General features: G+C 64.5%; 13 protein-coding genes. 6 read left to right on the top strand and 7 right to left on the bottom strand.

Annotated elements, in window-relative coordinates; genetic code table 11:
* Positions 1–145: 145 nt before the first annotated feature.
* From efeB to efeU, 3 genes are read right to left on the bottom strand one after another with little or no spacing between them, the layout of a single operon-like run.
* A complete protein-coding gene (gene efeB, locus A5785_RS14055) occupies positions 146–1,483 on the bottom strand; it encodes an iron uptake transporter deferrochelatase/peroxidase subunit (RefSeq protein WP_064867079.1) in 1,338 nt (445 codons plus the stop codon).
* A gap of 4 nt (positions 1,484–1,487) precedes the next feature.
* Complete coding sequence (efeO, locus tag A5785_RS14050; protein ID WP_064867046.1) at positions 1,488–2,681, bottom strand: iron uptake system protein EfeO; 1,194 nt, start codon at positions 2,679–2,681, stop codon at positions 1,488–1,490.
* Positions 2,678–4,342: an iron uptake transporter permease EfeU gene (gene efeU, locus A5785_RS14045; RefSeq protein ID WP_064867044.1), complete on the bottom strand. Its 1,665-nt coding sequence runs from the start codon at positions 4,340–4,342 to the stop codon at positions 2,678–2,680. The genes efeO and efeU overlap by 4 nt, the downstream gene beginning before the upstream one ends.
* A 128-nt stretch (positions 4,343–4,470) precedes the next feature.
* Here efeU and A5785_RS14040 point away from each other — a divergent pair, with 128 nt between their 5' ends.
* The 5 genes from A5785_RS14040 to A5785_RS14020 all read left to right on the top strand — a co-directional run bounded on the left by A5785_RS14040 (position 4,471) and on the right by A5785_RS14020 (position 9,039).
* Complete coding sequence (locus A5785_RS14040) at positions 4,471–5,214, top strand: lytic transglycosylase domain-containing protein (RefSeq protein ID WP_064867042.1); 744 nt, start codon at positions 4,471–4,473, stop codon at positions 5,212–5,214.
* Between the two features lie 130 nt (positions 5,215–5,344).
* Positions 5,345–6,628 (top strand): phosphopyruvate hydratase, encoded by a 1,284-nt coding sequence (gene eno, locus A5785_RS14035; RefSeq protein WP_064867077.1) that lies wholly within the window; start codon positions 5,345–5,347, stop codon positions 6,626–6,628.
* 13 nt (positions 6,629–6,641) lie between these two features.
* Complete coding sequence (locus A5785_RS14030) at positions 6,642–7,355, top strand: FtsB family cell division protein (protein WP_064867040.1); 714 nt, start codon at positions 6,642–6,644, stop codon at positions 7,353–7,355.
* 32 nt (positions 7,356–7,387) lie between these two features.
* Positions 7,388–7,951, top strand: coding sequence for a DUF501 domain-containing protein (locus A5785_RS14025; protein WP_064867038.1), 564 nt, complete (start codon positions 7,388–7,390; stop codon positions 7,949–7,951).
* Entirely contained in the window at positions 7,948–9,039 is a 1,092-nt protein-coding gene (locus A5785_RS14020; RefSeq protein WP_269449593.1) for a Ppx/GppA phosphatase family protein, read from the top strand. Before A5785_RS14025 ends, A5785_RS14020 begins: the two co-directional genes overlap by 4 nt.
* Positions 9,040–9,381: 342 nt before the next feature.
* Here A5785_RS14020 and A5785_RS14010 read toward each other — a convergent pair whose 3' ends face one another.
* The 4 genes from A5785_RS14010 to A5785_RS13995 form a co-directional block, all read right to left on the bottom strand.
* On the bottom strand, positions 9,382–9,894 hold the full coding sequence (locus A5785_RS14010) for a DUF4395 domain-containing protein (protein WP_005208367.1): 513 nt from the start codon (positions 9,892–9,894) through the stop codon (positions 9,382–9,384).
* Positions 9,895–10,067: 173 nt separating this feature from the next.
* The gene (locus A5785_RS14005; protein ID WP_005208366.1) at positions 10,068–10,376 is read right to left on the bottom strand and encodes a hypothetical protein; all 309 of its coding nucleotides are present in this window, start codon (positions 10,374–10,376) and stop codon (positions 10,068–10,070) included.
* Between the two features lie 5 nt (positions 10,377–10,381).
* Positions 10,382–11,569, bottom strand: coding sequence for a fatty acid desaturase family protein (locus tag A5785_RS14000; RefSeq protein ID WP_005208365.1), 1,188 nt, complete (start codon positions 11,567–11,569; stop codon positions 10,382–10,384).
* Between the two features lie 2 nt (positions 11,570–11,571).
* On the bottom strand, positions 11,572–12,657 hold the full coding sequence (locus tag A5785_RS13995; RefSeq protein WP_064867034.1) for a ferredoxin reductase: 1,086 nt from the start codon (positions 12,655–12,657) through the stop codon (positions 11,572–11,574).
* Between the two features lie 252 nt (positions 12,658–12,909).
* Between A5785_RS13995 and A5785_RS13990 the strand changes: the two genes are divergently transcribed.
* Positions 12,910–14,277 (top strand): MFS transporter, encoded by a 1,368-nt coding sequence (locus A5785_RS13990; protein ID WP_005208363.1) that lies wholly within the window; start codon positions 12,910–12,912, stop codon positions 14,275–14,277.
* The last annotated feature ends 117 nt before the right edge of the window (positions 14,278–14,394 follow it).

Below are 14,394 nucleotides of genomic sequence, written 5' to 3'. Positions count from 1 at the left end.
CGCGGGTTGTGTGCGTTTCCTCGGGATGTGTCGCGGGGAAACCTCAGGAACTGGGGGAAGAATTCTTCCCCTACTTTCCGCGCGGGTGGGTGGGCGGTCCGCCCCGACGACCCGGCCCCGACGACGCCGCGCCGACGACGCCGCGCTAGTCCGTGTACCCGAAGAGCTTCTTGCCGTACCAGTCGCCGATCTCCGACAGGCCCGGCGGGATGGCGAACAGTGAGCTCGAAATGGGTGCGATGTACTCGTTGAGTCCGTCCTGGGCGAGGTTGTTCTGGATGCGGACGAACTGCTCGTGCGCGTTCTTCTGGTACGCGATGAAGAACAGTCCTGCGGCCAGAGTTCCTGTGCGGGTGTCGATTCCGTCGGTGTAGTTGTAACCGCGACGCAGGATCTGGGCGCCGCCGTTGTTGTCGGGGTGTGCGAGTCGCACGTGCGAGAACCGGTCGACTGCGTACTTGCCGGTGTCGAGTCGTTTGTGGAAGTCGATCGTGGTGAACTCGCTGCCACCCGACAGGGGAGCGCCGTTGTCCTTGGTGCGGCCGAAGATCAACTCCTGGTTGCCGATGTCGTCGGAGTCCCATGCCTCTATGTGCATGCGGATTTTGCGCGACACCAGATACGAGCCGCCCTTCATCCACGGCTGATCGGTCTCGTCGCCGACCCACACCCATTCTTTGGCGACGCTCGGGTCCTCGGCCTTGATGTTCGCCGTTCCGTCCTTGAATCCGAACAGGTTCCGCGGTGTCACCTGCGAAGTCGACGTGGCGGATGCGCGCCCGAAACCCTCTTGGAGCCAGCGCAGCGTGACAACGGTGCGGCCGATCCGGGCAAGGTTGCGGACGGCGTGAAAAGCGACCTGTGGGTCTTCGGAGCACGCTTGCACGCAGATGTCGCCGCCGCTGATCGACGGATCGATCGTCGTGTCAACTGCCAACTGCCCCAACGGTTTCAGTGCGGCGGGCATCTTGTCGCGCAGGCCGAATCGATCGTCGAACAGAGTTGGGCCGAAGCCCACTGTGATCGTGAGTTTGTTCGGGCCGAGGTCGAAGGCCTCGCCGGTGTCCGCGGGAGGTGAACCAGGACGGGTCTCCACCGGTCCGACCGGCTTGCCCTGTGTGAGCAGGCTTGCCGCGGCGGCCCACCGTGCGAGCATCACCTCGAGCTGCTGCGTTGTCACCGAGTCGGCGACGTCGAACGCAGCGAATACGAGTGAATTCTGTTGGGGCGTAGTGATTCCCGCTTGGTGCTCGCCGTAGAAGTCGACGATTTCCGACGCGGTATCCGTCGGTTTGGGTGCGGCGGCGTAACCGATGGCGCCACCCGCAGCGCCGCCGACGACAACCCCCGCGAGGCCGGCGGCACCGAGAAATCCCCTGCGTCCCAAGCGCGGTCCACGTCCACTGCTGGACGTGTCGGCGGTCTGGTCGGATGGGGTGGCGTCATCCGGTTGCTGCGTCGGAATGTTGTCGTCGGCGGACATCACATCAGCTCGCTGCGGCGATCTTTCCGCCGGCCTGCGCCAGCGGATCCTTGACGGCGACGATGGCGGCTGCCATCTCGCGCTTCTGCTCGGCGGTCACCTGCGTGAAGTTCTTGAAGCCGCCGGGCTCGTTGGGGTCGCGGAAGGTGTCGATCAGAGAATCGACCCTGGCGAACGCGTCGGTGATGGTCTGCGTGAGCTGCGGATCGATCTCCTTCAGCGCAGGCTTGACCATGGCGAAGGCCTGCTCGGAGCCCTCGATGTTCGCCTGCATGTCGAGGGTGTCGATGTGCGAGTACGCCTCTTCCTCACCGGTGAGTTTGGTCGTCGAGACCTCGTCGAGTAGATCGCCTGCGCCGTTGACGATTTCAGCGGGAGCGAAGGTGAATTCCGGCTTGTTGACGACGGTCTGGAGCAGTTCGACGTTCTTCTGCAGTTCCGCTGCGACAGGGCCCATGTTCGCGAGGTTCTTGTCCTGGTAGATCGCCTTCTCCAGAACGTGGAAGCCCTCCCACTTGTCGCCGGGACCAACTGCATCCGGGCGGGCGTCGATCGCGAAATCGAGGCTGACAGAAGCGTTGTCGGAGCAGTCCGTCGAACCGTCGGTGCAGAATGCGCCGGCGATCGGCTCGATGCGCTCGTAGTACGGGCGGGCCTTGGGATACGCGTCCCGTGCGGCCTCGAGGTTGTTGGCCTTCACGGCGTCGGTCAGCGTCCTGGTGTTCTCGACGAGGCTGTTGACCTGAGTGATCACGTAGGCCTTGTAGTCGGCGGACGCGGTCTTCAGCTTGTCCGCGACGGTTCCGGTTGCCTCCGTGGCCTTGCCGGTGACCGTGAACTGAGTCTTTTCGTTGGTGGCGCCGGGGCAGTACAGCTCGTACGTGCCGCCGTCGAGCTTGTGAGAGAACGAGACCGACGCCATGCCGGGCACGATGTTCTCGCGCTCGGCGAGAATGCGGTTGTCCTTGATCAGCTCGACCTCGTTGACCGCTGCCGCGTTCGTGTTGGTGATCTCGAAGGTGATCGGCCCGGCGTCGACCTTGTCCGGGGTGGCCTTGCAGCCCTGATCGGTGATCTCGACCTTCACGGTCTTCACATCCGACGACGAGTTCGACGAGTCGGAGCTGTCCGAACAGCCCGCGATCCCGACGACGGCGACGGCTGCCGCGCCGACGGCCACCAGTGGTCGCACCCTCATGTGGTTTTCTCCTTTGTGTGAACGGGGCCGGTCAGGGTCCCTGTCTGCAAATCCTCGTGTTCGGGCGGCGGCGTCGGACGCCTGCGTCGCACCAGAAGCAGTCCGGCCAGGATCGCGGCGACGACGGCGCATCCGGCAAGCCACAGCGGTACTACGACCGAGCGGACGTGATGTGCCGATCGTTGGTCGACGGCGTTTTGCAGTGCACCGAGTTCTGCGGCATCGGCGGTGTGCTCGGCGTCGAACGTCGCGACCTTCCCGAGCACCACAGCGGCGCCGGAATCGGGTGTGGCCGTCGCGGTGACGACGTAATGGACATCCGCGGCGACCGGCGAGTGGAACGTTGGGTCGACGCTGGTCGTCACCGTCGCGGTGACCGTGTAGATCACCGGTGCGTCGGCTCCGAACGTCTGCGTGTTCAGGCCGACCGGGAGGCGTCCGTTGTTGCCCGCGGCGACCTGTGCGGGCGTGACGCGCGCGGGAGCGTCGGGAACCAGCGAGGCGATATCGAGGTTCGGCGAGGCAAGCTGCTGATAGGTCGGGTAGCTCGTCGAGCCGATCTGCGCGTCGTCGGTGGCAGTGAGCTTGGGCAGCGGCGTCGACACAGATCCTGAGGTGAGTGTGCCCGATGCCTGCGTGGCGTCGGCGGACTCGACGCGTACTGCGACGGGGTCGGGGACCCGAATGGTCTTGCCCGTCAGCACACCGGACGTCCACGGCGTGCCGGAGACGCTGGCGCGCATCGTGTCCGACGGCCCCTCCGGTTCGGTCGGCGCGGTGGAGAAGACGACGACGGCCGCGATCGCGAGCACTCCCGCGAGAGCGCCGCACGCCAGCCCTGCGGCGCGTCGGGGGAATGCCTTGCCCGCGGGCCAGAGCACGATGGTGCCGACGATGAGCAGATACACCGCCCAGCCGACGACCTCGATGAGCACAGGCTTCGGCTGAATCCCGAGAACGCCGGTCAGCAGCGAGGATTGGATGGAGCCGGGTTGGACCAGCCAGGTCAGGTCGACGACCTGTTGCTGGCCGACATTGAGCCAGCCCGCCTCGTGCGCGGTGCGGAAGGCGGTCATCACGAGTCCTGCGGCGACCAGGGCGAGCAGCAGGCCGGTGACCTTGAAGAAGCGGGCGAGGTTGATGTGGACGCCACCGCGATAGATGCCGTAGCCCAGGAGCACGGCTATGCCGATTCCGAGGATCGCGCCCACCGCCGACGGCACGGCGTTGTTGCTGGCGTTGAAAGCCGCGACGAGGAAAACCGACGTTTCGAGTCCCTCGCGGAGCACCGCGAGGAATGCCATCATCACGAACGCGATCGCCGAACCCTCGTTGACCGCGTCGGTGGCCGCGGCCTCCAGGTCGCCCTTGAGATCGCGTGCGTGCTGACGCATCCACACAATCATGTACGTGACCATCGCGACGGCGATGACGCCGATGACGGTTTCGAGGCCTTCTTGCTGGCGCTGCGGCAGGTCGCGCGACAGCACCTCGAGTCCAATGGCAACAGCGACGCAGATGGCGACGGCGACGCCGACCCCGACCCACATCCAGCGCAGAGCGTCGGTGCGGCCCTGGCGTCGGAGGAAGGCCGCGATGATGCCCACGATGAGCGCCGCCTCGAGCCCCTCGCGGAGGCCGATGATGAGGGTCGCGAACACGTATCTCTCCGGTTTGTCCGATTTGCTGTGTTGTGGCTGGTCAGCACAGCCTTACTTACGGTAAGCGAGCTAAGGCTACGCTGCGCGATGCGAGATCACCAAGGGACCAATGGCACGATGGTGAATCGATGACCACCCTTCGACGGGCACTCGCCTCGATATCCGCTCTCAGCTGCGTCGCAATTCTGACGTCGGCGTGCCTTGACCTGCCCTCCCTGAAGCGTCCCGACATTCCCGACGGCATCCCGCCCGGCCTCGGGACGCCGGTACCTTTCGTCGACATCAACGCACCCGGACGCACTGCCGAGCAGCTACGCGACTGGGCCAAGCCGATCTCCGACGCCACGGGTATCCTGTTCGTCGCGCTGGAGTCCTACGGCAACGCCGCCGAAATCCAAAGGCAGCAACACCCCGAGTGCGGGATCGGGTGGACAACGCTCGCAGGCATCGGGGGCGTCGAGAGCAAACACGGTCGGTACCGAGGCTCCGAGATCGCGCCGAACGGCGATGTCCGCCCACCGATCCGGGGCGTGCCGCTCGACGGGACGCGCGGAAACATGGAGATCCCCGACACCGACGGCGGGAAGCTCGACGGCGACGCCACCCACGACCGCGCGATGGGGCCGTTCCAGTTCATCCCCGAGACGTGGCGACGCTACGGCGTCGACGCCAACGGTGACGGCAAGGCCGATCCGGACAACATCGACGACGCCGCGCTGTCAGCGGCCCGCTACCTCTGCGTGTCAGCGGGCGGCGACATGACCACACCGCAGGGTTGGGAGAAGGCGGTCAAGGTCTACAACAATTCGATGGCGTACGTCATCGACGTGCGCGATCACGCCAACGCGTACTCGATCAACGTCCGCTACTGAACGCCGCACCGGCCTCGACGCCCCCGCCTTGCGCGCTTGATGCGTGACTGTTGACTTCACCGACTAGGCTTTGATCCCGTACCCGTCGGCTGCGCGAGGCGCCGACATGTTCACCGATAGGGGCAACACCGTGGCAATCATCGAACAGGTTGGTGCACGCGAAATTCTGGACTCGCGAGGCAACCCGACTGTCGAGGTCGAGGTCGTCCTCGACGACGGCACGTTCACTCGTGCCGCTGTGCCATCCGGCGCGTCGACGGGTGAGCACGAGGCCGTCGAACTGCGTGACGGCGGCAAGCGTTACGGCGGAAAGGGCGTCACCAAGGCTGTCGAGGGCGTGTTGAGCGAACTCGCACCCGCGGTCATCGGTATCGAGGCCGAAGAGCAGCGGCTCGTCGACCAGGCCCTCATCGACGCCGACGGCACTCCCGACAAGAGCAGGCTCGGCGCCAACGCCATTCTCGGCGTGTCGCTTGCGGTGGCCAAGGGTGCCGCAGAGTCGGCAGGACTGCCGCTGTTCCGCTACATCGGCGGCCCCAACGCCCACATCCTCCCGGTCCCGATGATGAACATCATCAACGGCGGCGAGCACGCCGACAACGGCATCGACTTCCAGGAGTTCATGATCGCTCCGATCGGCGCGCCGACCTTCAAGGAGGCGCTGCGCTGGGGTGCTGAGGTCTACCACTCGCTCAAGTCGGTGCTGCACAAGCGCGGCCTGAACACGGCGCTCGGCGACGAGGGTGGATTCGCCCCCGACCTGCCCGACACCGCGTCGGCCATCGCTGTCATCGGTGAAGCCGTCGAGGCTGCTGGCTACAAGTTCGGCCGCGACATCGCGATCGCCCTCGACGCCGCGGCAACCGAGTTCTACAGCGACGGCGCCTACAACCTCGAGGGTAAGAAGCTCTCCAGCGACGAGATGATCAGCTACTACGAGAAGCTCGTCGACGAATTCCCGATCGTGTCGATCGAGGACGGCCTGTCCGAGGATGACTGGGACGGCTGGGTCAAGCTGACCGACGCGCTCGGCGACAAGGTGCAGCTCGTCGGCGACGATCTGTTCGTCACCAACCCCGAGCGTCTCGAAGAGGGCATCTCCAAGGGTGCGGCAAATGCGTTGCTGGTCAAGGTCAATCAGATCGGAACGCTCACCGAGACCCTCGACGCCGTCACGCTCGCCCACAACAACGGCTACAAGACGATGATGAGCCACCGTTCGGGTGAGACCGAGGACACCACGATCGCCGACCTCGCCGTCGCCTGCGGCTGCGGTCAGATCAAGTCCGGCGCACCCGCGCGCAGCGAGCGTGTCGCCAAGTACAACCAGTTGCTCCGTATCGAAGAGGGCCTCGGCGACGCGGCACGCTACGCGGGAGACCTCGCCTTCCCCCGATATACGTACGGTTCGTGATTAGCTAGAGCCCATGGCACAGGGCTCAGGACGTCGACGCACGCGTGCGTCGACGAGCGATCCCCGCTCCCGGGAGCGTGCCCGCAAGACGCCCCGGCGTGAGCGGTCGACATCTCGCCGTTCGCCGGTCTCAGTCATCGAGACCGGCGAACAGGAGATCTACGACGACGCGGTCATCGATTTCGAAGCCGAGGTCGCCGACGAACACTCTGACGACCTTCCCGATGTCGAGAGCGACGCGGCCGACGAATTCTCCGACGTTCGACGCGAACGCGAGCAGCTGCGGGCACAGCGGCGACGACGGGCGGGATTCACCGAACGGATTGCGCAGCGACTCCACCACATCGACGCGAAGCGTGCCGTGGTGTTGTCGTTGGTGGTCGGGATCGTCGCGCTCACCTTGGCGATGCCGCTACGCACCTACTTTTCGCAGCACTCCGAGTTCTCCCAACTCGAGGAGTCCAACGCGCAATTGCGCGACCAGGTCGCCGACTACCAGCAAAAGGTCAACGAGCAGAACGACCCCGCCTACATCGAGGCCAAGGCACGAGAACGACTCAAGCTGGTCAAGCCGGGTGAGACGCCGTTCGTCATGCTCTATCCCGACGAGGCTGCCCGAAGCGCTGAGCGTCAGCGCGAAGCGGCACACGAAGCCAACCCCTGGTACGGCAATCTGTGGCAGTCCGTATCGACCCCGCCCGGAGCCGGCGCGCCGGGGTCGCACTGAGTTCGCCACACCCGAACTGGTAGCAAAGACGCGTGAGTACATCCGACGGCAACCAATCTGCCGGCCAGCAGGTGAGCGACGACGACCTCGCCACCATCGCCACACAACTCGGCCGTGAGCCACGCGGCGTGATCGAGGTCAGCTATCGCACTCCGGACGGTGTGCCCGCCGTCGTCAAGACCACCCCGCGACTGCCCGACGGCACGCCGTTTCCGACGCTCTACTACCTCACCGATCCCCGCTTGACCGCGGAGGCGAGTCGGCTCGAGTCGGCAGGCGTGATGAAGGAGATGACCGCACGCCTGGCCGTCGACGACGACCTCGCCGCCGCCTACCGTCGAGCGCACGAGTCGTTCCTCGCCGAACGCGACGCCATCGAATCGCTCGGCACCGACTTCTCCGGGGGCGGCATGCCGGATCGGGTCAAGTGCCTCCATGTCCTGATCGCCCACTCGCTGGCGAAGGGGCCGGGTGTCAATCCCCTCGGCGACGAGGCCGTGGCGCTCGCCGCCGCAAATGGCATGCGCGGCAAGGCGATTCCGGCCGACTGGCCCGAAATCCCCGCAACCAAAGACGACGCGGAGCCCGACCGGTGACCGTGGTCGCCGCCGTCGACTGCGGCACCAACTCCATCCGACTGCTGGTCGCAGAGGAGGCCAACCCTCCCGCCGGCGCCGCCCCTGCTGGTCGAGATGCCCAGCCCGCTGGCGATGCCCAACCCGCTGGTCGAGCTGAAGGTTCCGCTGGTCGAGCTGAAGGTTCCGCTGGTCGAGCTGAAGGTTCCGCTGGTCGAGCTTGTCGAGACCACCTCCGCCTGCGCGATCTGCACCGCGAGATGCGGGTTGTGCGCCTCGGGCAGGGGGTCGACGCCACGGGACAGTTCGCCGACGAGGCGATCGAGAGAACTCGCGTAGCGCTCTCGGACTACGTCGACGTGATGCGCTCGCTCGGCGTCGAGCGCGTTCGTATGGTTGCCACGTCGGCCACCCGAGACGCGCGCAACCGCGACGTCTTCTTCGCGATGACCGCGGAGCTCCTCGGTTGCGTCGTCGAGGGTGCGCAAGCCGAGGTGATCACCGGTGACGAGGAGGCGCGGCTGTCGTTCCGCGGTGCCGTCGGCGAACTCGATCCTGCCGAAGGGCCGTTCGTGGTGACCGATCTCGGCGGCGGCTCGACCGAAGTCGTGCTCGGCGGTGCGGAGGGGGTGTCGGCTGCGTACTCTGCCGATGTCGGATGCGTGCGCACCACCGAGCGCGCTCTGCACTCCGACCCGCCCACCGCAGACGAGGTTCGCGACGCCACGCAGTTCATTCACGACAGACTCGCCGTCGCATTCGACGCCGTGCCGGTCGAGGGTGCACACACCTGGGTCGGGGTGGCGGGAACACTCACCACCATCGCGGCCGTGAATGCGGGGATGGACGTCTACGACTCCGACGCAATCCACTTGTCGCGCATCGGAATCAACGACCTCGACCGCGTCTGTCACGACCTCGTCGCGATGACACGCGACGCCCGCGCAGCGCTCGGACCGATGCATCCCGGTCGCGTCGATGTGATCGGCGGTGGGGCGCTGGTGACGCTCGAGCTCGCTCGGGTCCTGTCCGAACGCGCAGGCATCTCCGAACTCGTCGTCAGCGAGCACGACATCCTCGATGGCATTGCCCTGGGCTTGCTGGACTAGGCCCTCACTGGTTGGGCCGCGAAAAGTCCTGTCACAACACGACCTTCATCGACGCCGCGCCATCAGGTGAAACTCGGCGAATCGATGGGTGTCGTCGGCCTGCGCGATCATCCGCCACGCTTCGTCGAAGCCTGCGTCGAACAGCACGCGCGCGAGCGCATCCGGATGCCAGCGCCAGGCAGGCGCGACGCGGTGATCGAACGCGATGGTGTCTGGCGCTCAGCGATGCCACGTTCGACGGCACATTGGTACGGAGTCGGGAAGGAGTCGGCGTAGAGCTGCGCCAGGGCGTCGTATCCGGGCTTTTCCACCGTGCCAGTGTTACATCGGCGCCGGGGTAACTCAGTGAGTGTCGGCGGGTGCCTGCTCAGGATTGCGCAGCCAGATGTTGTTGCAGGCCTCGCACACGTCCTCGGGGATCACGCCGCGCTGCTGCAGGAACCCGAAGATCACGCAGCCGAGGCAGAATCCGAATACCGATTCCAGCACCGCCGCGACAATCAGCAGGCCGACGACGATCTGTGCTGCCAGCCCGTAGCCGAGCAGGCTCAGAACCAGCGCGGTGGTGGAGAAGGCGAGTCCGATCGCTTGCGCGAAGCGCTTGGGCGGTCCGGGGACGAGCTTGCTCTTGCGCCAGATCTTGGGCGCGATGACCCGGACGGAGAGCTGGCCGAATGGCGACAGCTTGGGGCCTGCCATCACGCGCAGCAGGAATCCGAGAGCCAGCAACGCGTAGACGATGGGGTGATTCACCACGTTGGCAACGATTGCCAGGATGACGACCAGACCCGCCGTCGACCGGGCGGCATACTCGTTGACCGGGTTGGGGAAGGTGAGGATGGCTGGTGCGGACACGGGACTCCAAGGCAGACGAGGCTAGCGAAACACCACAACATTACGGCGCGGCCGATTGCTGCCGCCAACCTTGGCGTCACGATGATCGGAACCCCGCCGACCAGCGGAGATGGCTCCGAATGCACAACAGCGGGGCCTGATCGGATCAGGCCCCGCCGTGAATGTGCGACGAACTATGCGCGGTCGTGCTCCTCGGGCGCATCCCTGCGGTCGGTCTCGATGGCACGGATCGCCGTCTCGGTGGCGTCGGCATCGTCGATCGCGTCGACCAACTCTGCGTCGACGACCTCACGATGGTCGTCGGCCTTGGCCTTTCGAGCCGCATCACGCATCTCGAAGCCGTCGGTGACGATGTCGCCGACCTCGCGCGCAACGTCGGCGACCGCAGTCGTGATGATCGTCGCGATCCGTCCGACGTGCGTTGCGGTGGATTCGACGATCTCCTGGACGATGTCCTTGTTGCGTTCGTAGCGATCGATCATGTGCGTCAGGCTACCCCGGCCGACTTCTCTCGCTCGACGATGACGGTGAGGTCGTTGTCGTCGGAGGTCATGAAGTTGGGCAGGGAGAGCTTCGCGATCTTCGACCATGTCGACGCCAACTGCTGGTGCAGAGGGCCGGTGTTGTACGGCAGGCCGTACTTCTCGCAGATCTCCTGGACGTCCTTGGCGATGGTCGGGTAGCGGCTCGCGGGGATGTCGGGGAAGAGGTGGTGCTCGATCTGGTGCGAGAGGTTACCGCTCATGATGTGGAACAGGCTGCTCCCGGTGATGTTGGCTGAGCCGAGCATCTGTCGCAGATACCACTGCCCGCGCGTCTCGTCCTTGCATTCGTCGGCGCTGAACGTCTGTGCCCCGGTGGGGAAGTGGCCGCAGAAGATGATCGAGTACGTCCAGATGTTGCGCACCAGGTTCGCGCTGGCATTGCCGAGCAGCGTCGGGAGGAAGAACGGACCCGACAGCGCGGGGAAGACGATGTAGTCCTTGAGGACCTGCTTGCTCGCCTTACGCCACATGCCCTTGACCAGGCCCTTGATGTCGGTCCACTTGCGCTTGCCCGCCACGATGTTCTCGGCCTCGAGGTCGTGGAGCATCACACCCCACTCGAACAGCAGCATCAGCGCTGTCGCGTATCCGAGATTGCCGAGATAGTAGGGGTTCCACTTCTGGTCGCGGGCCATCCGGAGGATGCCGTAGCCGATGTCACGGTCCTCACCGATGATGTTGGTGAAGGTATGGTGCATGTAGTTGTGGCTGTGCTTCCACTGGTCGGCGGGACACACTGTGTCCCACTCGAATTCGCGCGAGTTGTAGGTGTCCTCGCGCATCCAGTCGTACTGGCCGTGCATGACGTTGTGCCCGATCTCCATGTTGTCGAGGATCTTGGACACACTCAGTGCGCCGACACCGGCGACCCAGGCAGGGGGGAACCAACCGAAGAACAGCAGCCCGCGGCCAGCGATCTCGAAACCACGCTGCGCGCGGATGATCGAGTACAGGTATTCGCGGTCCTTCGTGCCGAGGTCGGCGACGACGCGCGCGCGCACCTCGTCGAGGTCGCGACCGAGCGCTTCGACCTGCTCGTAGCTCAGATGAAGGGTGTTGGGGTCCGACGATCCGCGCAGCGCAGGCGGAACGTTGGTGTGCTCGGACGGGGTGATGGTGGTGACAGTCATTGTTAAACCTCGATTTCCACGTCGCCGACAGGTGCGTTGATACAGAGCTGAATCTGCTTGTCGGCTTCGCTGTCGATGTCGCCGGTCAGCACGTTGCGGGTGCAGCCGGATTTCTTTACTGCGGTGCAGGAGAAGCAGATTCCCATTCGGCAGCCCGACTTGGGAGATAGTCCTGCGGATTCCGCCTGATCGAGAATGGTGCGGCCGTCGTTGGCTGCGACCTTGCCGGACGTCGTGAATGCGACGTCGCCGGAGATCGGTTCGTCGGGATCGATGATCGCCGCCGGAGTCGGGCGGAAGGATTCACTGTGTACTCGCGCCGTGGGGTGGGCGTCGGTGAGGTGGTCGATGACAGCATCCATCAGCGCGGACGGCCCGCAGACGAAGACGTCCGCGTCGTCGAGAGCGATGCCATCGAGATGTGCAGGTGCGAAGTGTCCTGCATTGGAATCTCCGTGGGACCCGCGGGTGTACCGCAGGCGCACATCGACGTTCGAGTGCGCGGCTGCGAGCGCATTGAGTTCTGTGGCGTACGCGACGCCGTCGGACGTCCGTGCGTAATGGACGAACGTGACGGGACCACCGTGCGCTGAGGCTACAAGTGTTCTCAGCATCGACAGCGTCGGCGTTACGCCGCTGCCTCCGCTGACGAACACCACGGGACCCGTCGGACTCTGCGGTAGGACGAAATCGCCGTCGGCTTGTTCGAGGCCGTAGACGTCGCCGACTTTCGCATTGTCGCGGAGGTACGTCGAGACGAACCCGTCGTCGTGAGCGGTGATGGTCAACTCGATGACGTCGGAGTGCCCCTGCGCGTTGGCAGGCGAGAAGCAACGGACGTGTCTGACGCCGTCGATAACCACCTTGAGCTGGATGAACTGTCCTGCGCGGTGGCCGCGCCACTGCCTGGTGGGGGCCAAGGTGATGCGGACGGTTCGTGAGGTCGGACGTGTGACGTCGACAACCTTTGCGCGCAGATCGCGCCAGGTGATCATGGGGTCGAGCAGTTCGAGGTACCGGTCGACCGGATGCGGCGAGACGCCTGCTTCGACGACCGATCCGATCACCTCGGGAAGACGGATACTCATGCAGTGCTCCGTTCGGAAGCGATGATTCGTGAGGCTGTCACAACCGTTCAGTGAACGACTGTGCTCTGAATAGTGTTGCACGTCTTCTCTCAGTTGTGCACCCCTCTATGGATCTGAAGGCCAGCTCTCTTTCGGGCTGGGTGATGATTCACATCACTTCAATTTGTCTCAAGTGATTGACATCACTGACTTCGTCTCTGAATATGAACTCAGATTCAGTTCAATCTGCTGAAGCCGAATGAGGAGTGATCGATGACATCAGAAGTAGTTGCCCAGGGCGACGAGGTCGCGCAGGGAAGAAGGCGAGCGCATCGGAAGTTGCTCGCCGCGGGGCTCGTCGGTAGCTCGATCGAGTGGTACGACTTCTTCCTCTACGGAACTGCTGCGGCACTGGTGTTCCCGCACATCTTCTTTCCCGACTCATCGCCGTTGATGGGGACGTTGCTGTCGTTCAGCACCTTCTGGGCCGGCTTCGTCGCGCGACCGATCGGCGGGATCATTGCGGGCCACTACGGTGACAAGTTCGGCCGAAAGCCAGTCGTGGTGGTCTGCCTGTTCGTGATGGGGTTGGCGACGTTCCTGATCGGGTGTCTGCCGACCGCCGGAACGATCGGAGTCGCGGCACCGATCCTGTTGGTCGCATTGCGATTCCTACAGGGCTTGGCTTGTGGCGGCCAATGGGGCGGAATCGTGCTGTTGCTGACGGAGTCGGCAAGTCCCAAGCGGCGTGGCTTCGCGGGCACCTTCGGTCAGATGGGTGTGGCGTGCGGTGTTCTGCTGGGCAACATGATCTTTTTGGGATCGAGTTCCGCGGTGTCGAATTCGGCGTTCCTGGAATGGGGTTGGCGTATTCCGTTCCTGCTCAGCGTCGTGCTGTTCCCGGTGGTCTACTTCATCCAGACGCGCGTCGAGGACAGTGACGAGTTCAAGGAGCTGGAACAGGAAGTCTCTGCAGGTAGGCAGGAGGTCACACAGGCGCCGCTGGTGGAGGCCGTCAAGAAGCACTGGCGGACGATCCTGCTGGGCTGTGGTCTGCTCGCTGCGACCAACTCCATCTTCTATATCTCGATTGCGGGCGTATTGAGTTATGCGACAGCCGAACTCGGCATGGATCGAGACGAATTGCTGATCGGGTCCATGCTCAGTTGCCTTGTCTCGCTTCCGGTCACGATCTGGGCGGGCTCGTTGTCGGACAGAGTCGGACGCCGACCGCTCATCATGATCGGCGGCGTGGGGATTCTGCTGTGGGCGTTCCCGTACTTCATGCTCGTCAATACGGCGTCGTTGCCGATGTTCATGATCGCGGTCACGGTGGCTGCCGTGTTCCAGTCGATGACCTACGGGCCGATCGCCGCGTACATGGGTGAACTGTTCGAGCCGCACGTCCGCTACTCGGGCGCCTCGCTGGCCTACCAGCTCGCTGCCATCCTGATCAGCGGATCGACGCCGTTCATCATGACCTGGCTGATCTCCGCTACCGGAACCACGACGCTGGTCGCAGCCTTCGTCGCGGTGATGGGATTGATCACTTTTGCGTCGGCATGGCGTTTGCGGGAGACGAATCCCGCATCGGTTCGGGAGGACCCGAACGCAGTTCCTGGTGTCGCGGTCACGAAGTGACCAACGCCGGCTGACCAATGGGAGAGCTGCCCACCTCTGTGAGGTGGGCAGCTCTCCCATTTGCAACGTGTTGTGTGTTACAAATTGAATATGAGGTCAAGTTCAACTATGCGATCA

Source organism: Gordonia sp. 852002-50395_SCH5434458, assembly GCF_001665905.1.
In the GTDB taxonomy this organism is placed as follows: Bacteria; Actinomycetota; Actinomycetes; order Mycobacteriales; family Mycobacteriaceae; genus Gordonia; species Gordonia jacobaea.
This window is presented reverse-complemented; position numbering and strand designations above follow the sequence as displayed.